The organism is Streptomyces sp. NBC_00028, assembly GCF_045041065.1.
GTDB lineage: Bacteria > Actinomycetota > Actinomycetes > Streptomycetales > Streptomycetaceae > Streptomyces.
In genome coordinates this window covers 4,356,220-4,375,105 of the sequence record NZ_CP108293.1, presented here as the reverse complement: position 1 = coordinate 4,375,105, position 18,886 = coordinate 4,356,220, and the positions used below count along the sequence as shown (strand labels likewise).

17 protein-coding genes are annotated in these 18,886 nt (G+C 69.6%); 13 read left to right on the top strand and 4 right to left on the bottom strand.

What is annotated here, in order from left to right:
• The first annotated feature begins 5 nt into the window (after positions 1-5).
• From OG885_RS19400 to OG885_RS19375, 6 genes are all read left to right on the top strand, one after another.
• Positions 6-995: a type II secretion system F family protein gene (locus tag OG885_RS19400; RefSeq protein WP_405733073.1), complete on the top strand. Its 990-nt coding sequence runs from the start codon at positions 6-8 to the stop codon at positions 993-995.
• Positions 992-1,915 (top strand): type II secretion system F family protein, encoded by a 924-nt coding sequence (locus OG885_RS19395; RefSeq protein ID WP_405733070.1) that lies wholly within the window; start codon positions 992-994, stop codon positions 1,913-1,915. The genes OG885_RS19400 and OG885_RS19395 overlap by 4 nt, the downstream gene beginning before the upstream one ends.
• Positions 1,916-1,974: 59 nt before the next feature.
• Positions 1,975-2,226, top strand: a complete 252-nt coding sequence (locus OG885_RS19390) for a hypothetical protein (protein ID WP_194084078.1) — start codon at positions 1,975-1,977, stop codon at positions 2,224-2,226.
• Positions 2,227-2,360: 134 nt separating this feature from the next.
• Positions 2,361-2,741, top strand: coding sequence for a TadE family protein (locus tag OG885_RS19385; RefSeq protein ID WP_405733067.1), 381 nt, complete (start codon positions 2,361-2,363; stop codon positions 2,739-2,741).
• 3 nt (positions 2,742-2,744) lie between these two features.
• The gene (locus tag OG885_RS19380) at positions 2,745-3,212 is read left to right on the top strand and encodes a TadE/TadG family type IV pilus assembly protein (RefSeq protein WP_405733064.1); all 468 of its coding nucleotides are present in this window, start codon (positions 2,745-2,747) and stop codon (positions 3,210-3,212) included.
• A 5-nt stretch (positions 3,213-3,217) separates the two neighbouring features.
• Positions 3,218-3,688, top strand: a complete 471-nt coding sequence (locus tag OG885_RS19375) for a pilus assembly protein TadG-related protein (protein WP_405733061.1) — start codon at positions 3,218-3,220, stop codon at positions 3,686-3,688.
• Between the two features lie 32 nt (positions 3,689-3,720).
• On the opposite strand, the gene OG885_RS19370 is transcribed toward OG885_RS19375, so the two are convergent.
• Positions 3,721-5,403: a sigma factor gene (locus tag OG885_RS19370; protein WP_405733058.1), complete on the bottom strand. Its 1,683-nt coding sequence runs from the start codon at positions 5,401-5,403 to the stop codon at positions 3,721-3,723.
• 233 nt (positions 5,404-5,636) lie between these two features.
• Here OG885_RS19370 and OG885_RS19365 point away from each other — a divergent pair, with 233 nt between their 5' ends.
• A complete protein-coding gene (locus OG885_RS19365) occupies positions 5,637-6,050 on the top strand; it encodes an SsgA family sporulation/cell division regulator (RefSeq protein ID WP_405733055.1) in 414 nt (137 codons plus the stop codon).
• Between the two features lie 30 nt (positions 6,051-6,080).
• Here the strand turns inward: OG885_RS19365 and OG885_RS19360 are convergent, their stop codons facing one another.
• Positions 6,081-6,413, bottom strand: a complete 333-nt coding sequence (locus tag OG885_RS19360) for a hypothetical protein (RefSeq protein WP_399585624.1) — start codon at positions 6,411-6,413, stop codon at positions 6,081-6,083.
• A 118-nt stretch (positions 6,414-6,531) separates the two neighbouring features.
• On the opposite strand from OG885_RS19360, the gene OG885_RS19355 reads away from it, so the two are divergent.
• From OG885_RS19355 to OG885_RS19340, 4 genes are all read left to right on the top strand, one after another.
• Positions 6,532-7,179, top strand: coding sequence for a hypothetical protein (locus OG885_RS19355; protein WP_405733051.1), 648 nt, complete (start codon positions 6,532-6,534; stop codon positions 7,177-7,179).
• A gap of 132 nt (positions 7,180-7,311) precedes the next feature.
• A complete protein-coding gene (locus tag OG885_RS19350; RefSeq protein WP_405733049.1) occupies positions 7,312-7,785 on the top strand; it encodes a hypothetical protein in 474 nt (157 codons plus the stop codon).
• A gap of 95 nt (positions 7,786-7,880) precedes the next feature.
• On the top strand, positions 7,881-12,452 hold the full coding sequence (locus OG885_RS19345; RefSeq protein WP_405733046.1) for an RHS repeat-associated core domain-containing protein: 4,572 nt from the start codon (positions 7,881-7,883) through the stop codon (positions 12,450-12,452).
• Positions 12,453-12,459: 7 nt separating this feature from the next.
• Complete coding sequence (locus OG885_RS19340; RefSeq protein WP_405733043.1) at positions 12,460-13,002, top strand: barstar family protein; 543 nt, start codon at positions 12,460-12,462, stop codon at positions 13,000-13,002.
• Between the two features lie 118 nt (positions 13,003-13,120).
• Here OG885_RS19340 and OG885_RS19335 read toward each other — a convergent pair whose 3' ends face one another.
• Both OG885_RS19335 and OG885_RS19330 read right to left on the bottom strand, forming a co-directional pair.
• Positions 13,121-14,167, bottom strand: coding sequence for a hypothetical protein (locus tag OG885_RS19335; protein WP_405733040.1), 1,047 nt, complete (start codon positions 14,165-14,167; stop codon positions 13,121-13,123).
• A gap of 14 nt (positions 14,168-14,181) precedes the next feature.
• On the bottom strand, positions 14,182-14,820 hold the full coding sequence (locus OG885_RS19330; protein WP_405733037.1) for a hypothetical protein: 639 nt from the start codon (positions 14,818-14,820) through the stop codon (positions 14,182-14,184).
• A gap of 328 nt (positions 14,821-15,148) precedes the next feature.
• Between OG885_RS19330 and OG885_RS19325 the strand changes: the two genes are divergently transcribed.
• A complete protein-coding gene (locus OG885_RS19325) occupies positions 15,149-18,145 on the top strand; it encodes a BTAD domain-containing putative transcriptional regulator (RefSeq protein ID WP_405733034.1) in 2,997 nt (998 codons plus the stop codon).
• Entirely contained in the window at positions 18,142-18,867 is a 726-nt protein-coding gene (locus tag OG885_RS19320; RefSeq protein ID WP_405733031.1) for a prepilin peptidase, read from the top strand. Before OG885_RS19325 ends, OG885_RS19320 begins: the two co-directional genes overlap by 4 nt.
• Positions 18,868-18,886: the final 19 nt, after the last annotated feature.

Sequence of the window (18,886 nt, the reverse complement as noted above, 5' to 3'; positions counted from 1 at the left end):
CGCACATGTCTCAACAGCTTGCTGCTCTGGACTCGCTCGGCTCCATGGGCGGGCTCTTCTCCACCACCGTCCTCTACTCACTCGGCTGCGGTGTAGCCGTCGGCGGCGGTCTGGCACTGCTCGTCGCCGCCGTACGCGGTCTGCCCGCGAAGCCCGACCACGAGAAGCAGAAGGCCGCAGAGCGGGCCAGTGAGCTGATCCGGTTCGCGGGGCAGCGCGGGTCGCTCGCCGCGATCGTCGGCCTGGTCGTCCTTCTCCTCACCCGCTGGGCCGTCGCCGGTATCGCGGCCGGTGTCCTCGTCTTCTTCTGGGACCGCCTGTTCGGCGGCGCCAGCGAGGAGCGCGCCGCGATGAAGCGCGTCGAGGCACTGGCCTCCTGGACGGAGTCCCTGCGTGACACCATCGCCGGCGCGGTCGGCCTGGAGCAGGCCATCCCGGCATCCGCGCGCGCCTCAGCCCCCGTGCTGCGTCCGCACCTGGACGCCCTGGTCGACCGCCTCCGCGCCCGCACTCCGCTGCCCGACGCGCTCCAGCACCTCGCCGACGAGATCGACGACGCGTCCGCCGACATCATCGTCGCCGCCCTCATCCTCAACGCCCGCCTCCGCGGCCCCGGTCTGCGGCAGGTCCTCGGCGCGCTCGCCAAGTCGGCGCGCGAAGAGGTCGACATGCGTCAGCGCGTGATGGCCCAGCGGTCCTCGACCCGCCGCTCGGTGCAGATCGTGGTCGCGGTCTCGATCGCCTTCGTGCTCGGCCTGTCCATTTTCAACCGCGACTTCGTGGAGCCGTACGGCACGGCCGTCGGCCAGCTCGTACTCGCCTGTGTCTGTGGCCTGTTCGCGCTCGGCTTCTGGTGGCTGCGCAAGCTGTCCACCATCGAGACGCCCGAACGCTTCCTGGTCAGGGACGAGTCGTCGGTCCAGTTCGTCCGGCCGCGCAACCCGTCGTCCCAGTCGCCCCAGACGCTCCAGCAGGAAGAGGGGGTACGTCGATGAGTCTGACCATGCCGGTCGTCGTCGGCGCGGTCATCGGCCTGGGCATCTACGTCCTCGTCCGCGCACTGATGCCGTCCAAGCGCAGCGCGGTCGCCCAGGTCGCGCGAATCGACGCGATGCGGGCGCGCGGGGCGGCGTACGAGTCCGCCCGGACCTCCGCCGACCAGGGCCGGCTCGGCTCCCTGCGGGCCGATGTCGGCCTGCGCGTCGCCGAGTTCTACATGCAGCAGGGCTGGGAGCTGCGCTCGCTGCGCGCGGACCTCGCCGTCCTGGACCGCAGCTGGGAGAAGTTCCTCGCCACGAAGGTGCTGCTCGGCGTCGCGGGCCTGTTCTTCGGCCCGTTCCTCTTCGCGGTGGCGTGGACGCTGAGCCTGGGCAGCAGCCCGATCATCCCGGTCTGGCTGGCGCTCGCCTTCGGGGCCATCTTCTTCTTCCTGCCCGACCTGGAGGTACGGCGGGACGCCGCCGAGAAGCGTCGTGACCTGCGGCGCGTGATCGGGGCGTACCTCGACCTGGTCTCGATGAGCCTCGCCGGCGGCCGTGGCCTCCCGGAGGCGCTGATGGCGGCGGCGGAGGTCTCGGACGGCTGGGCCACCCAGCGCATCCGCAACGCCCTCGCCGACGCCCGCATCACCGGCATCAGCCAGTGGCAGGCGCTGGGCGCGCTCGGTGAGGAGCTGGGCGTCGAGGAGCTGAAGGACCTGTCCGCCTCGCTCGCCCTGGTCGCGGACGACGGCGCGAAGGTCCGCGAGTCCCTCGCCTCCCGGGCCGAGACCATGCGGCACCGCGAACTCGCCGAGATCGAGGGCAGCGCGGGCGAGAAGTCGCAGTCGATGCTCGTGGCCCAGCTGCTGCTCTGCGCCGGCTTCCTGGTCTTCCTGATCTTCCCGGCGGCGATGCGGGTCTTCCAGGTCTCCTGAAGCTCCCCCAGCCGTCGCCACCACTGCCGCCAACCGCTGTACCGAGAGGACAACACATCATGAACGGACGGAACTTCAGCACCGGGATCCCGGCCGTGGACTTCCTGGTCACCTTCCTGACCGCACGCGTCGAGCGCGCTCGCTCCGGAGAGCTGGACCGCGGTGCCTCCGCGGTCGAGTGGGTCATCATCTCCGCGGTCGTCGTGGCGATCGTCGGCGTCGTCGCCGCGATCATCAACGCCGCCCTGAGCGAGGGCGCCAACAAGGTCGGCGACTGCATCAAGGGTGCCGACGCGGGTAAGACCTGCTGATCTCAGTGATGACGGGGCCGAGTTGACGAGCTGATGAGTTGACGGGGTTGCGCGTGGGCGTAGGCGTGGGCAGATGGGTACGCCGCAGGGTGGAGACGGCTCGGAAAGAGGCGTCCGCCCGCGGCGACTCCGGCATGACCGCGATCGAGTTCGTGCTGCTCACCCCGGTCCTCTTCTTCATGATCTTCGCGACGGTCCAGTTCGCGCTGTACTTCTTCGCCGACCACGTCGCCCAGGCGGCGGCCCAGGCCGGCGCCCGCAAGGCCCGCGCCACGGCCGACGCCCAGCCGGGTGGCTGGCGTGGGGAGGCGCAGGACGTCGTCGACAGCTACATCAGCCAGCTCGGCCCACAGCTGGTCCTGTCGCCGAACGTGACAATGCTCCAGCCCGAGCAGAACACGGTCGGCGTGGAGATCACGGCGAAGGTCCCGACCGTCTTCCCCGGCCTGGACCTGACGGTCCACGCGCAGTCTCAGGGGCCGGTGGAGAGATTCGTCCAGGAGGACGGGAACTAGAAGATGACGTTCTCCAGATTCTCCAGGCTCTCCAAGTTCTCCAAGCCGTCCAAGCTGTCCAAGTTGTCCAAGTTCTCCAGCGACGACCGAGGGTTGTCCACGGTCGAGGTCGTGATCCTCGCCCCCGTGATGATCCTCTTCATCCTGGTCCTGGTCGCCTTCGGCCAGCTCGTCGACGGCCGGGGTGCGATCGACAGTGCCGCACGGGACGCGGCGCGCGCCGGTTCGATCCAGAAGGACCACGCCACGGCCATGTCCGAGGCCCGCAAGGCCGCGGAGGCCGACCTCGCGGACGTCTGCTCGGGCCCGGTCAACGTGAACCAGACGAGCGCGGGCTTCGAGGCGGCCACGTTCTTCACGGTAGAAGTGAGCTGCGAGGTCCGGGGGTTGGCCATGCTCGGCCTGGACGTCCCGACCACCCTGACGGCGAGCTTCAGCTCACCCCTGGATCCGTTCCGGAGGACGGCGTGAACGGCATGAGCGGTGTGAGGGACCGCGTCGGTGTCTGGCTGTCCGCCCGCCGGGCCGCGATGGACGACCGCGGCTCGGGTGCCGGCGCGGTCATCATCTTCGCGCTCGTCTTCCTCTCCCTCTCGGCCTTCGTCATCGACGGCGGCCTCTCCATCAGCAAGCGCGAACGCGCCGCCGACATCGCCGAACAGGCCGCCCGTTACGCCGCCCAGGACATCGACCTCGAATCCCTCTACGACGACGAGAACGGCCCCGCCCCGATCAACTTCGGCAACTGCGACGCCCGCGTGAAGGCGTTCGCCCGCGAGATGGACATGTCCGGCGCGGACATCGCCGCGACCCACTGCGTGGCGGCGGACGCCGAACAGGTCGAGGTCGAGGTGCAGTTGACGTACTCGCCGGTGTTCACGGGGATGTTCTACGGCGGGGATGTCGTCGTACACGGGCAGGCTGTGGCGGAGAACGAGGTCGGCTGAGGCGCTCTGATCCGCCTCCGACGCCGGGTCCCTCAGTCCTGAGCGGGTGAGGAAGGGCCTTCGGGGGCGGGGCAGTTGTCTGCGGGGGTGGTCGGATCCGGGACCGTGGGTTCGGGGTCGGCCGGTTCGGGGACAGTCGGATCCGGGGCAGGCGGTTCGGGTGCTGGAACTGCCGTGGTCGGCGGTTCGCTGGGCTCGGGAGCCGTCGTGGTGGGCGGGGGTGGGTCCTCAACGGGCGCCGGATCAGCGGGAGTCGGGGGCTCGGGCGCGGGGTCCGGGTCGGGCTTCGGGTCCGTTGACGGCGGGGGGTCCTGTACGGGATCAGGATCGGGCGTAGGCGTGGGATCGGGTGCCGGTGTGCTCGGCGCTTCGGCGGGCGGTGCCGGGTCCTCGGGGGTGTCCTGGGCGGGAGGCGCGGGGACGTCCGGCGTGTCCTGGGCCGGGGGTGCTGGCTCCTCCGGAGTGCCCTCGGTCGGCGGTGAGGGCTCCTGCGGGGCAGGGGCAGGGGCGGGGGCCGGGGCAGGCTCGACCGGGGGCGGGACGGTGTCGTCCGCCGGTTCGCCCGGAGTCTCCGTGATCGGCTCGCCACCCCGCGCTCGCGTGACGACCGACGCCCCGCCCCCACGCGGAACAGTGGCCGCCTGCACGGTCGTACGACCACCCCCACCCACCGGCGCCTCGGCGACCGGCCCTTCCGCCACCGGCTCCTCCGCCACCGGCACCCGCACCCCCGGCGCCTCCGCGACAGGCGTCCGTTCGGCCGGAGTCGGCGTCGAGTAGCCCGGCCCGAGCGCGAGGATGACGACGACCGCGCCTGCCACAACCGCACCGGCCGCGGCGACGGCGGCCTTGGAGCCACCGGCGGTGGCGTGCTGCCGTACGCCCTCCAGCACGCCCCCCTTCACCCCGACGGACCCCGCGGCGGTCGCACCGGCGAGCAGGTACTTGCCCGCGCCCCCCGCCACGAAGACCAACAACGCGGGCCCGACGAGCGCCGGCAACCGGTCGTTGGCGCTCATGAGCGCGGCCAGGCGGGCCCGGCAGTCGGCGCAGGCGTCCACGTGCCCGAGCAGCCGCTCGGACTGCCGTTCCGTGGCGGCACCCCGCACATAGGCCGGCATACGCGCCCAGTGCACCTGGCAGGCGGGATCGTCCGGCGCCCCGGTCTGGACGCGCAGGAACGCCTGCCGCATGCCCTCCCGGGCCCGGTGGAGCAGTACGGCCGTCGCCCCCTCCTTCGTGCCCACCTGCGGCCCGATCGCCGCCAGCGGCTGCCCTTCCGCCTCCGCGAGCCACAGCGCCTTGACCCACCGCTCGGGCAACTGCCCCAGCACCCGCACCAGGAGGTCGACGGAGGACACCTGCTCGGCCGGATCGCCACCGCCCGGCGCCTGCACCGGCGTTCCCTGCGCGGGGACGACGACCCGTTCGTCGCTGTGCGGGTCGCGAGGCGTCTCCCGTACGGCGGTTCCGGCGGCGGCGCTCGCGAGATGCCGCACGGTCGTCATCAGATACGCGGGCACGTTGTCGATCTCGTGCCCCTCGGTCAGCCGCCGCCACACCCTGAAGTGGGCCTCGGCGACGAGGTCTTCGGCGGTCCAGGAGTTCCGGGTGAGGGAGCGGGCGTACGCGACGAGGCGCGGTTGCTGCTCCTCGTATATCCGGGCATACGTCTGAGCGGAGGAAAGAGCGGAAGCAGTGGAACCGTCGGACATGGCGGAATGCTCCAGGGCCTGCGGGGGAGGGGCAGGGAAGGGTTTGTCAGCGTAGATGACAAAACTTTCAATCAAAGTTTCAAGCGTCACCGAAAGTGGCGCACGTCACAGGAGGTGTTCGTCGGAGTCGCGTAATGAAAGCGCCCCGCACCCGCTCGTACACCTACGTCGGCCCCAACGGGCCGTCGCCCCAGCCCCACACGAGACGCCCTGCAACGCTTCGGAGACCGCCCATGTCCATCACCCTGGAACAGCCCACCGGCGCCAGCCTGCTCACCCCCGACGACGAGGAGCTGGCGGTGACGGTGACCCTGCGCTACACCTCGCGCGACCCGCTGGCCGTCCACTTCGTCTTCCCGGCGTGGATCTCGCTGGACGGCGAGGAACTGACCTGGACGTTCGCCCGCGCTCTCCTGGAGGAGGGCATGGGCACCCCGGCGGGTGTGGGGAACGTACACGTGCGCCCGTACGGACCGGCCTGCACGGCGGTGGAGTTCCGCGCGCCGGAGGGCGTCGCGATCGTCCTCTTCGACACGACGACGCTCCACCGCTTTCTGCGGCGCTCGTACACGATCACGGAGCCGGGCGGCGAGCCCGTGGGACCGGAGCTGGAACAGGGACTGGCCTCCCTGCTGGGTGGAGTATGAGCCCGACGGGGGCCCCGGCGGCCTGGCCAGCTACTCCTTCTTCGGCCGCTTGTCCTCGGTCTTCATCTTGTCGTTGACCTGCTTGGCCAACTCGTCGTCGAGCTTCTTGAACTCGCGGACGACGGCGTCCGACATCTTCGACAGCGCGTCGAGCTGCTGCGTGATGTCCTCGCGGCCGTCCTCCCAGTTGGACTCGAAGTCGTCGAGGGCGTCATTGACGCTGCCGTCGCCGATGTCGTCCTTGTACTGCTCGAAGAGCTTCTTGGTGTGGTTGAGGCGGGTCTTGATCGACCGCAGCCGGCGTCCGTAGTCCTCCAGCTCGCTCAGCGGGAGCGAGAGGTCACTCTTGCCGTTCTGTCCCATGTCCCCGTCCCCCGGTCGCGGTGCCGATCTCGTACTCTGACGTGCACGGTACAACGCAACGGTTGCAGCGAGCGATCGAGCAAACGGAGAAGTAAGAACCACGGGGAAGGTCGACGTCATGGCCCGCTACATGGAGGCGCTCACGGTCGAGCGCGGGGGTTTCCAGATCAAGGTCCCCGAGTCGTGGTGGGAGTTCGACGTACGCCCTGAATCCCGGGACGACTCGATCCGCCGCATGGTGAACGACCGGATCGCCCAGCGCCCGGAACTGGCGCAGTACAAGGACGTCTACAACGACTTCCTCCGCAAGGCCGCGGCCGACGCCTGGAAGTCGGGCGCCCTGTACTGCGGCTGCATGGCGGAGAACTTCGGCGGCGACACCCCGATCACGGGCTCGGTGACGGTCTCGATGGTCGGCGGCCGCAACGAACGCGGCGAGCCCCTCTCCAACGACCCCTCCGTCATCGCGAGCCAACTCGCCGTCAAGGAAGCCAAGAAGGAGGGCGACTCCTGGCGCAAGGTGACGACGGTCGACATCCCCGGCGTCGGCCCGGCGGCCCGCACCTACGGCATCGAGGACATCGTCGTACCCGGCGACGCCCTCAACCGCACGATCCGCGCGGTGCTCATGCAGACGTACATCCCCGTCCCCGGCCAGGAGGGCAAGGTCGCCCTGGTCGGCGGCAGCAGCCAGGTCCTGGACCTCGCGGACTCCTTCTTCGACATCTTCGACGCGATCACGTCGACGTTCCGGTTCACCGGGTGACGGTGGCGCGGCCGATGAACGTGGGGCGGCGTACGACGTCTTCGGAGAGCGCGTGCCTCAGCCTCGAAGGTCGCGAAGGCCTCGACCGCCTGGGTGGGTGGCAGGAGAAGGATTGGACAGGGAGGGATCGGCATGACGTCCGACTGGAACTGGGAAACCGGTGAAGGCCTCCTCGGCATGGACGACCCTGCCGAAGTGGACGCCGCGCTCGACCGCAATGACGACAGTCTGGGCGCCGCGGTGATCGGCCTCGCCCTCAACTGCCCGCCGGAAGTGGTGTCCCCGCGGATCATCCGCGCCCTGGAGCTGCTGCCGCCCGGCCGGGGCCGTGACTTCCCCTTCACGGCGACCGCCCACCTGGCCCGTCTCGACGGCCGCCTGACTCCGGAGCTGTACGAGGCTCTGCGCGCCGAGGGCCTCGGGGGCGCTGCCGACCACGCGATCGACGACACGCTGTCCTTCGTACCCTTCAGGGATCTGCCGGTATGGCTGAAGCGGCGGTGGGTGTACGTGACGGTCAGGGAGACGCTGCTGCGGTGGTGGCTGCGGCCGTTGGAAGCGGTCGGTGAGGCCTGGCGGGCGCTGCGCGAACGCCGCCGTACCTGATGACATGCTGTTTGTCGCGTCGAACGACCGTTCCCTGTAGGTTCGCGGGTGCACATAGCTGTTGAGAGTGATGCACGCGTGACGGGGGTTGCGGTATGGCGGGGCATCGGCCCACGGACTGGCATGTCCTGGATCTGGAGAAGGATCCGACGCCGGGTGATCCGGACCGGATCAAGCGGCTGGCCAAGACACTTCACGATTTCGCCGACGACGTCTCGGATGCCCTGCGTCTGGTCAATGGCATGGCGGGTGAGGACACCCTGCTGGAGTGGGCTGGCAAGTCGGCGGAGGTCTTCAAGGACGAGTTCGGGGACGTTCCGAAGAACCTGAAGAAGCTGAAGAAGTCCTACGAGTTGTGCGGCGACGCGCTGACCGACTTCTGGCCGAAGCTGGAGCGCGCCCAGGCCCTCGCCGACCGGGCCCTCGCCAAGGGCCGTGAGGCGCAGAACGATCTCTCCTCCGCCAACTCCCGTCTCACCTCAGCCGATTCGTGGGTGACGCGGGCGAACAAGGAAGCCGACAAGTACAAGGACGACCCCACCGGCAGCAAGTCGGGCGGCGACAAGCCGGATGAGGGCAAGGTCCGTGCCGCCACGCGCGATGCCCAGCACGCCAAGACCGCGCAGACCAGCGCCCAGTCGGACGTCGACAGCGCCCAGGACGCGCTGGCCGCGGCGAAGAAGATGGCCGCCGACGCGCGCAAGATGCGCGAGGAGGCGGCCCACACCGCGAAGACGAAGATCGACGAGGCGTCCGACGCGGGTATTCAGAACCGGTCGTGGTGGGAGGAGGTGGGGGACTGGTTCACGGACAACTGGGACAACATCGTCGCCGTCTGCAAGATCGTCGTAGCCGTCGTCGGTGTCATCGCGATGATCATCGGCGGTCCGATCCTCGGTGCGATCGTGCTGATCGCGGCGCTCGTCGTGCTCGCGGACACGCTCTACAAATACTCCAAGGGCCAAGCCTCCCTATGGGACGTCGGGTTCGCAGCCCTGGACTGCATACCCGGCATGAAGGGCCTCACCACCCTCGGCGGTCTCGCCAAGGGGCTCAAGGGTGGCATGGCGGCGATGAAGGGAATCAAGGGCGGCCTGAAGGGCGCCGGCCTTGCTGTGCGCGGTCTGGGTAAGAACGCTCGCACCATGGTCACCGATGGAGCCAAAGGCGCCTACGACCGGGCCAAGAACCTGGTGAAGTCCAAGGGCAGCGACCCCGTGGACATGGCTTCCGGGGCGATGTACCTGCCGCAGACGGACGTCGAGCTGCCCGGCCTGCTTCCCCTGGCCTTCACTCGCCGGGTCGCCTCCGACTACCGTTGCGGCTGGTGGTTCGGCCCCACTTGGGCCTCAACTGTCGATCAGCGTCTCGAAGTCGACGACATCGGCATCGTCTTCGTCACCGAGGACGGACTGCTCCTCGCCTACCAGCACCCCTCGCACCCGCATCTGCCCGTCTCGCCCGAAAGCGGCCCTCGTCGGCCGCTGACCCGCCTGGACGACGGCGGTTACCGCGTCGACGACCCGCTCACCGGCCGCGCCCATCACTTCTCTCGCCCCACCGCCGACGGCATCGCGCTGCTGACCCGCATCGACGACCGCAACCAGCTCGCCGTCACCTTCGAGTACGACGAGAGCGGCACCCCCCTCGCGATCCGGCACTCCGGCGGCTATCACCTCAAGCTCACGACTGATGACGGCCGGATCACCGCCCTGAGTCTGGCCGGAGCCGCCGAGGACGGCACGGATGTCGTCATCAAGCGCTACGGCTATACCGACGGAAACCTCACTGCCGTGAGCAACTCCTCTGGTCTGCCACTGCGGTTCACCTATGACGAGCGACTGCGCGTCGCGTCGTGGGAGGACACCAACAACCGGCGTTATTACTACACCTACGACGACCAGGACCGCTGTCTCGCCGAAGGCGGCGAGGCAGGGCATATCGCGATCACCCTCACCTACGACGGGACCGAACCATCCTGGCCTGGCTGCCGGGTCACCACCCTCACCACCCCGGACGGCGCCGTATCCCGCTTCGTCGTCGACGAACGGTGCCTCGTCGTCGCCGAGATCGATGCGCTCGGCGGTACGGTCACCAACACGTACGACGCGCATCAGCACGTCATCACGGCAACGGATCAACTCGGCCACCGCACCGATTTCGTGAACAACGACGTGGGCCAGCCGGTCGAGGTCGTCCGGCCGGACGGTTCGGTGGTGCGCGCCGCCTACGACGACCGGCACCTGCTCACCGTCGTGACGCTGCCCGACGGTGCTCGCTGGCAGTACGCCTACGACGACCGTGGAAACGCCATCGCCGTCACGGACCCCTTGGGCGCGACCACCTGCTTCACTCGCGGGACGGACGGCAGCCTGATCGAAGCCCGGGACGCGTCCGGCCGCACCTCCACGTACACGAACAACGCCGCAGGACTCCCGCTGACCGTCACGGACGGCCTCGGCAACACCACGCGCTACGTGTACAACGGCTTCGGCCTGGTCACCGCCGTGACCGATGCGATGGGCCATGAGACCCGCTTCGAACGGACCGTCGAGGGACTGCCCACCAGGCGCATCGCACCCGACGGATCGTACGAGACGTGGGAATACGACGGTGAGGGCAACTGCGTCCGGCACGTGGACGCCGCCGGTCAGGAGACCGCCTTCGAGTACACCCACTTCGATCGGCTCAGCGCCCGCACCGGTCCAGCGGGCGAGCGCTACACGTTCACCCACGACGCCGCTCTCCGCCTCACCTCGGTGACCAACCCGCAGGGACTGGCGTGGAACTACACCTACGACGCGGTCGGTCAGCTCCTGACCGAATCCGACTTCGACGGCCGCACCACCCGATACGCCTACGATGCCGCAGGCCGCCTCCTGGCCCGGACGAACGCCCTCGGGCAGACGGTTCGCTACCAGCGCGACGCGGTGGGGCAGATCATCGCGAAGGACGCCGATGGCGCTACCAGCGTTTACACGTACTCGGCGAACGGCTCGTTGACCGGCGCCGTCGGCCCTGACAGCAGCCTGCGTGTGGAGCTCGACCCGGTTGGCCGCCGTATTACGGAGACGGTCGACGGCCGGACCATGAGCTTCGCCTACGACCGCGCCGGCAACCGGACGCTGCGCACCACACCTTCGGGTGCACGCAGCACGTGGGAGTACGACGCCGCAGGACGCACCGCCCGGCTGGCCACGGCGGGGCACAGCATCGACTTCGTGCACGACGCGGCGGATCGGGAGATCATCCGCCAAATAGACGGCGCCTTCACCCTCACCCATGGCTACGACAGCCTCGATCGCCTGGTCAACCAGGTGAGTTCGGCGCCGGGGGATCAGCGACCCGCTGAACGCTCGTACAGCTATCGAGCCGACGGCTACCTCACGTCGATCCAGGACTCACGCACCGGCAGTCGGCGCTTCGATCTCGACGCCCACGGCCGTGTCACGGCGGTGCACGCGGGCGGCTGGAGTGAGCGTTATGCCTACGACACCGCGGGGAACCAGACCGAAGCCGACTGGCCGGCGAAACACCCCGGCCACGAGGCTGTCGGACGGCGCGAGTACACGGGCACGCGACTGACCAGGGCCGGCGGCGTTCATTACGAGCATGACGCCCAGGGACGGGTGGTCGTACGACGGAAGACGCGGCTCTCACGGAAGCCCGATGTCTGGCGCTACGAGTGGGACGCCGACGACCGGCTCACGGCCGTCACCACACCCGACGGCACCCGCTGGCGCTACACCTACGATCCCCTCGGCCGACGAACCGCGAAACTCAGGCTCGACGCCGACGGGGAGACCGTCCTGGAGCGCACCGTCTTCACCTGGGACGGGAACACCCTTTGCGAACAGACCACCGAGCACGGCGAAACCGGCGGTCACACGACCCTCACCTGGGACCATGACGGTCTCTTCCCGCTGAGTCAGGCCGAGCGCATCTGGGCGGCGGACGCGCCGCAGGAAACCATCGACGAGCGCTTCTTCGCCATCGTCACCGATCTCGTCGGCGCTCCCACAGAACTGGTCGCGCCGGACGGGGAAGTCGTCTGGTACACCCGGTCCACATTGTGGGGGAGCACTGCCTGGAACAGCGGCGCACGCGCGTACACCCCGCTGCGGTTCCCCGGTCAGTACCACGACGCGGAGACCGGTCTCCACTACAACCATCACCGGCACTACGACCCGGAGACAGCCCGTTACACCGGCCCCGACCCTCTCGGCCTGCTCCCAGCGCCCAACCCCGTCACGTACGTCCACAACCCGCACACGTGGTCGGACCCCTTGGGGCTCGCGCCCTTGTGTCATCAGCACGGCGGGGACACTGGCAGCCCCGACGGCGCCGGCCTGCTCCCCGGACCCGCACCTCAGAACGCCGTGGACATGCTGAACAAGGTCAATGCCCGGCCCGGCGGCATCGGGAAGGTCGACGGTTACCATGGCAACGCGAATTGGGGTAACAACAAGTCTCAACTGCCCGGCGGCAAGTACAAGGAATGGGATGTCAACGCAAAGGTGGACCTCCCGCAGTGCAGTGCGCCGGGCTGTGGCAAGGAAATCAGAGGGCCTGAACGTCTGCTGACTCCGAAGGACGGCCCCGGTCCTGCGTATTACACGCCGGATCACTATGGAACTTTCTACTACGTCGGTGAATTCACAGGGTGATGCAGAAATGACTGGTTTCGACATCGCGGGGACTTCGGAGCCCTGGGTCCTCTTCGTTCCCCAGGGTGATGTCGAGGTTCTTCGGCAGCTGTCGGTTCTGGAAGCCAAGGGGGGGCGTGTCCACCGCTTCGACTCCCGCGATCTGGCGACTGAGCAGGGTATCTACGGGGCGTTCGCGGAAACCCTGCAGTTCCCCGGCTATTTCGGCAGAAACTGGGACGCGATGGTGGATTGTCTGGACGACCTGTGCGGCGCGGCGACCGGTGGTGTGGGGATCGCTGCGGTCATCGACGAAGCGGACGGGCTGCTGGCGGCGGAACACTTCCCACTGTTCGTCTCGGTCCTCTGCCAAGGAGCCGATCGAGCGAACTCTGCGGTCGATCTGGATGGATTCTCCCGGGGTCGCCCAGCCATTGCTGAACATTTCATTTTCGAGTTCCGTGAGTTCGATCCAGACATGATCGCCCGCCGGGTGGAGCAGCAGGATCTGACGGTGACCAAGGGGGACGGATTCGTCGGTGCGGCTCTGAATCCCGACGAATGGCATTGAACAGGCTCGGCTCGCGCAGTTCGTCGAATCCTGCCTGGTCGATGTGGAGGCCCGGCAGACGGGGGGTCTCGGTGCCGGACGCTGCTCGTGCGCGGGTTGAAGCGTGCACCGATCCGGATCAGCTCGAGGTGTGGGCCCAGCGGGCCGTCCACGCGTGCGACGCGCAGGATCTGTTCGTCGGCGCCGCGGACGACCCGGCCTGAGGGGCGGCGGTCGTGATGCGGCCGCGCGTCAGCGGTTGATCGCCTGCGGCGAGGTGGTACGGCTTGCCGTTCGTGGCCTTCAGGTAGCGGATGCCGCAGGGCGGGGTCTTGTCGGCGTCGCCCGTGGAGTACGGGGTGCCGATCGAGCCGTCCGCGTTGATCTCGCAGTCGCCGGAGGCGGGGAAGGTCTGCGCGTCCTCCGTGCCGGGGTTCAGGTGCAGCGCGACCGGCTTGGCCGTCGTCTCTGCCCACAGGCCCGTGTTGGGGAGCTCGGCGCGGACCTTGACCTCCTGGAACGTGCCCTTGTCCAGCCAGACCCAAGTTGGAAGGTTGACGGTCGACTTGGTGGTCGGCTTCAGCTCGATCTCCGTCGCCGGGATCTTCACCTTGTCGTAGGCGTAGTCGGCGAGGGTCTCCGCCGTGGGAGCGTTCGGGTCGTCCGGGATCTCACCGGCGTTCTGCCAGAACATGAGTCGATTGCAGAGTGACGTGTCGTCGATGCTGGCGATGTCCGGGGCGACCCCGTGCCAGAAGTAGCCCTTCTTACCGATGTTGTAGTTCTTGTAGCCCTCTACGGTTGCCGGGGTGCCGAAGTAGTTGACGGCGTCCTTCTCGTCCTTGAAATGATCGGTCCACAGACTCGATCCGATCCACCCCTGCCGGATGCTGACCTGGCCGCTGCCGTCGGTCTCCGCGAAGTTCTTCAACTGCTCTGGCGTGAAGAGGGGTTCGTACCAGCAAGGCGGGGGCTCCCAGTTCACGTCCGTCGACGACAGGGTGCCCTGCTTTCCGCCGGTCGGACCGCTCTCCTGGGTGACCTTGATCCTGGAGTACGAGGCGGAGGCGGCCAGTTCGGTGCCGTCTGCCTGGCCTCGCGTGTCGGTGCCGGCCTCCCCGATAGCCTCGGCGGGCGTCGACCCCAGCAGAGCTACGGCGAGCGATCCGGCGACCAAAGGTGCCACTCGGTACCGCGGGCTCACTTGGAGCACCCGCCTCGCTCGGAGTGGACGGACGCGTTCTGCCAGACGCCCTGCGCGTTCTTGGCCAGGGAGACCGAGTAGAAGACATAGGGGTCCGTGCCCGCCGGATTCCCCTCGACCTTGCCGGTCTTGAGGTTTCTGGTCTGCGCCGCGCTCTCGTCCGTGCAGTAGCTGAGTGACGCGCCTCTGCCGGTCTTGGCGACGCTGACCTTGGGCGCGAAGGCGGGCAGCTTGCCGATGAGGGTGAGGTTCTTGTCCGTGTAGGACTTGATCCACTCCCTGGTCTGCCCGACGACGCCCTCCGTGTCGTAGAAGGCGACGGCCTCGCTGTCAGGGTCGTTCGCGATGATCGCCGCGTATCCGGCCCGGACCTCCTCCTTGGCGTCGTCGAGCACCGCTTGCTCGACGGGGTCGCCGCTCGACCAGTTTTCGAAGGTGAGCTGGAAGCTGCCGGGGATGGTGATCTTCGGGCGTCCCGCATCAGGCGACGCCGAAGCCGACGGGCTGCTCGACGCCGTGTCCGCCCCCTTGATGTCGTCGGGGGAGGAGTCGTCGCTTCCGCCGCAGGCGGTCAGTAGCAGAGCTGCCGTCGTGGCGAACGCGGCGGCGGTGGTGGTCAGAGCGCGGCGGGCCACGGAAGTTCCCCCTGATGTCGACTGTGTGTGCGGCAGTTAACGAAGCTACCAGGGGCGAGTAACGCCTCTTTGAGAGGTAGCACCGGGTTGTGTGGGGGACGTGAGGGTGTGGCGTGGCAGTTGCGAACAGTGCATATGGCTCACGGTCGAAAACGGGGCAACTCCGTCCTGTCCGGCAGGTCGTGAGGAAGTGAGCGGGGGGAGCGGGGGGAGGTTGTCCACAGGGTCTGCCCGCTCTTCGACGCCGTACATAAGATCTCTGTACGCTCAGTGCACTCTCGTACTCCCTCCAATCCACCCTCTCCTCACACGACCCAGGACACCCGCCATGCCGCGACGCCGCAGCTCAAGCTCGTCAAGCTCGACGGGAAACACGACCGCCTCCGCGACCCCGGCTCCCCGCAACCGCACCCCGCAGCCCGTGCGGATCCGGCGGCGGACATTCGGGGACTTCGTCAAGGCGTTCTTCGCGTTCGTCGCGCTCGCCGTGCTGGTGGTCGGGGTGCCCGGGGCGCTCGCCGTGACGGTCGGGTGGCCGTTGCCGAGCGGGATGCCGAAGGTGGAGTGGCTGCAACAGCCGATCACCACCGGCACCTTCCTCCACATCCTCACGGTCATCGTGTGGCTCGCCTGGGCGCAGTTCACCGCCTGTGTGCTGGTGGAGATAAAGGCCGCCGTCTCGGGAATCGGAGTACCCGGGCGCGTGCCCGGCGCCGGGCCCAGTCAGATCCTCGCCCGGCAGCTCGTCGCCGCACTGCTGCTGGTCGGCGCCACGGCGGCCAGCCTCACGCCGGGGCTGTCCCAGTTGGGGAACGGCTTCGAGGAGAACCCGCGCGGTACCGTCGCCGCCGCCCAGCAGACCCCCGGACTCTTCGCCCAGCAGCAGGAGCAGGCGGCCAGCACCGCCGCCGCCCTCGCCGAGCAGGCCTCCCAGGCCGCCTCCCACGCGGACGCGCAAGGCGGCAGCACCGCCAAGTCCGACGACACGAAGTACTACCGGATCCAGCCGCCGGAGGGCCGGCACCACGACTCGCTCTGGGAGATCGCCGAACGCCACCTCGGCGACGGCCGCCGGTACAAGGAGATCTTCGAGCTCAACAAGGACCGCGTGCAGCCCGACGGCTCCAAGCTGTCCGAGGCCAGCCTCATCCGCCCCGGCTGGATCATGGAGATGCCGGGCGACGCGCGTGGCGGCGACCTCGTCGAGATGCCCGAGGCGCCCGCCTCTCCAGGCCAGCAGCAGGTCCATGACTACGGCAAGACCGGGGAACAGGGCGGCGACCACGCTCAAGGCGGAGGCCAACAAGGCGGCGCCTCCCAGGTCTCCCTCCCCGAACAGCGCCCCGCCCCCGACCAGCAACCCGGCCACCAGCAGCAGCCCAGCCACCAGCAGCCCAGCCACCAGCCGGAGGCGACGGCCGCTTCCCAGGAAACGTCCTTCGGTCTCCCCACGGCCCTCATCGGCGCCCCCCTCCTCGCCGCCGGCCTCCTCGGCGCCCTCGGCCGGCGTCGCCGTCAGGCCCTGTGGCAGTCGGCGTTCGGTGCCGTCGGCGGGCGGCGCGGCATGGAGCCGCCCACGCCGACCGGGGACGCCGCCGACGCGCAGGACGCGCTCCTCGTGGGCGCCGACCCCGAAGGCGTACGGCTGCTCGACCGCTCCCTGCGCGGCCTCGCCGCGTCCCTCGGTGCCGAGTCCCGCCCGCTGCCCACCGCGTACGCGGCCTGGCTCGGCGGCAACGGTGACCTTCATCTCCAGCTCGCCCAGCCGTCCGGCAACCCGCCCGCCCCCTGGCAGCTCGGGCAGGACCAGACGTTCTGGATGCTCGCGCGCAGCGACGCCGAGCGGTACGAGGACACCGACGCCGCCGCCCCGTACCCCGGCCTGGTCAGCCTCGGCACCATGGACGACTCCCGGCTGCTGCTGAACCTGGAGTCCGTGCCCGGCATCGTGTCCCTCTCCGGCAGCGAGGCGGACCGTGCCGCCGTCTTCGCCTCCGTCGCCGCCGAACTCGCCACCAACGGCTGGTCGGACCGGATGACCATCACCCTCGTCGGCTTCGGCGAGGACCTCACGCCGCTCGCTCCCAACCGGCTCCGGCACATCGACGGCATCGACGACCTCGTCGAGACCATGGAGGCCGAGACGCGGCAGCGGCGGGGGGCGCTCGGCGCCGCAGGGCACGACTCCGTGCTCACCGGGCGTACCGGGGCCGCCCAGCACACCCGTTGGGCCCCGCACCTCGTCCTCCTCGCCGCCGAGCCCTCCGCCGACGACGCGATGAAGCTCGCCGAACTGGCCGCCGACGCCAGCCGCCTCGGCATCGGCTACCTCGTCGGCACCGACAGCGGCGATCTGCCCGGCGCCGCCTGGGAGATGGAGGTCACCGGCGAGGGCAAGCTGCTCGCCCCGCTGCTCGGCCTCGAACTCGACGCCCAACTGCTGCCCGTGCCGTTGCAGCGCGCGGTCGTCGAGCTGTTCGTCGAGTCCGACCCGGAGCGCGAACCGCAGGGACCGGCCACCGCGCCGCCGTTCCTCGTCGACATCAGCGAGCAGGGCCGGCCGGCCGTCTACGCGCGGCTCGTCGGGCCGTACGAGATCATCGGCCTCGACACCCCCGACGGTGACCGGAGCGCCCTCCTCCACGAGGCGCTCGCCCTGCTGCTCCTGCACCGCGAGGGCGTCCACCCGCGCGTGCTGTCCTCGGCGCTGTGGCCGCGCGGCGTCACGGACGACGTCCGCGAGGCCCTGCTGGAGCGGCTGCGCGCCTGGCTCGGCACCGACCCCGACGGGGCGCCCCGTCTGAAGACCGACTCCACCGGGCGGCTCACCCTCGCCAAGTCCGTCGTCTCCGACCTCGACGTGCTGCGCTCCCTCTACCACGAGGCCACGCAGGGCCGTGGCGTCGACAGCCGTGTCGTGCGCGGCCGGCTGCTCACCGACGCGCTCGTCCTCGTGCGCGGGCCGCTCCTCGCCGACCGGCCCGAGGGCCGCTACCGCTGGCTCACCCACGAGATCATCGACGCCCAACTTCCGCTGCTCGTCGCCGACATCGGCCTCGCGCTCTCCGAGTTCCACCTGGTGAAGGACCGCGCGGAGAAGGCCATCGAGGCGCTGAACGCGGCCCTGAACTCCGCCCCCGGCGACGAGCGCCTCTGGCACGAACTGCTCCGCGCCACCCATGCCACCGGCGACACCGCGCGCCTCCAGGCCCTCGCCGCCGACCTCATCTCCCGCAGCGGCGCCCGCGGCCTGCCGCCGCGCACGGAGGCGCTGCTCGACGAGCTCCTGCCGACGTGGCGCGACGGCGTCGCGGCCGTGGGATGAGCACCTGGCTCCTCGTGGCGGCCGCCGCGCTGTGGGGCGCGGCGGCCGGCGCGCTGCTGCCGCGAGCCGCCTACCGTTTCTCGGCCCCCGCGGGGGAGCCGTGGCGGCAGGCGTGCCCCGAAGGTCATCCGGTACGGGGGTGGCTCGGCCGCGGCCGATGCGCCCTCTGCCCTCAGCCCTACGGTCCCCCCGCCGCCCTTCTCTCCCTGGTCACCGCCCTCGTCTGCGCCGCCCTCGCCGCCGCCACCGGCACCCGCCCGGAGATCGGCGTCTGGTTGCTGCTCGCACCGGTCGGCGTGCTGCTGGCGGTCGTGGACCTGAAGGTGCAGCGCCTCCCCGACCCGCTCACCCTCCCCTTCGCCGCCGCCGCGCTCGTCCTGCTCGGCGCGATGTCCTTCGTCCCCGAGCACACCGGCGACTGGCCGCACGCCGCCCTCGGCGCCCTCGCCCTCGGCGGCGGTTACTTCGTCCTCTTCCTCATCAACCCGGCCGGCATGGGCTTCGGCGATGTGAAGCTGGCACTCGGGGTGGGCGCGGTGCTGGGCTGGTACGGGTGGCCGACGGTCATGCTCGGCACCTTCGCCGGGTTCCTGCTGGGGGCGCTGTACGGCGGTGCGCTGATCGTCGTACGCAAGGCGGGCCGGAAGACGGCGATCGCGTTCGGCCCGTTCCTGATCATGGGGGCCTTCCTGGGCGTACTGATCGGGGCGTACGCGGCCTGACGTCGGCCCCGTCGGTGCC

Coding starts and splice junctions, on each gene's coding strand:
- OG885_RS19400 (WP_405733073.1), top strand. CDS start 6: ATGTCTCAACAGCTTGCTGCTCTGGACTCGCTCGGCTCCATGGGCGGG.
- OG885_RS19395 (WP_405733070.1), top strand. CDS start 992: ATGAGTCTGACCATGCCGGTCGTCGTCGGCGCGGTCATCGGCCTGGGC.
- OG885_RS19390 (WP_194084078.1), top strand. CDS start 1,975: ATGAACGGACGGAACTTCAGCACCGGGATCCCGGCCGTGGACTTCCTG.
- OG885_RS19385 (WP_405733067.1), top strand. CDS start 2,361: ATGACCGCGATCGAGTTCGTGCTGCTCACCCCGGTCCTCTTCTTCATG.
- OG885_RS19380 (WP_405733064.1), top strand. CDS start 2,745: ATGACGTTCTCCAGATTCTCCAGGCTCTCCAAGTTCTCCAAGCCGTCC.
- OG885_RS19375 (WP_405733061.1), top strand. CDS start 3,218: ATGAGCGGTGTGAGGGACCGCGTCGGTGTCTGGCTGTCCGCCCGCCGG.
- OG885_RS19370 (WP_405733058.1), bottom strand. CDS start 5,403: ATGTCCGACGGTTCCACTGCTTCCGCTCTTTCCTCCGCTCAGACGTAT.
- OG885_RS19365 (WP_405733055.1), top strand. CDS start 5,637: ATGTCCATCACCCTGGAACAGCCCACCGGCGCCAGCCTGCTCACCCCC.
- OG885_RS19360 (WP_399585624.1), bottom strand. CDS start 6,413: ATGGGACAGAACGGCAAGAGTGACCTCTCGCTCCCGCTGAGCGAGCTG.
- OG885_RS19355 (WP_405733051.1), top strand. CDS start 6,532: ATGGCCCGCTACATGGAGGCGCTCACGGTCGAGCGCGGGGGTTTCCAG.
- OG885_RS19350 (WP_405733049.1), top strand. CDS start 7,312: ATGACGTCCGACTGGAACTGGGAAACCGGTGAAGGCCTCCTCGGCATG.
- OG885_RS19345 (WP_405733046.1), top strand. CDS start 7,881: ATGGCGGGGCATCGGCCCACGGACTGGCATGTCCTGGATCTGGAGAAG.
- OG885_RS19340 (WP_405733043.1), top strand. CDS start 12,460: ATGACTGGTTTCGACATCGCGGGGACTTCGGAGCCCTGGGTCCTCTTC.
- OG885_RS19325 (WP_405733034.1), top strand. CDS start 15,149: ATGCCGCGACGCCGCAGCTCAAGCTCGTCAAGCTCGACGGGAAACACG.
- OG885_RS19320 (WP_405733031.1), top strand. CDS start 18,142: ATGAGCACCTGGCTCCTCGTGGCGGCCGCCGCGCTGTGGGGCGCGGCG.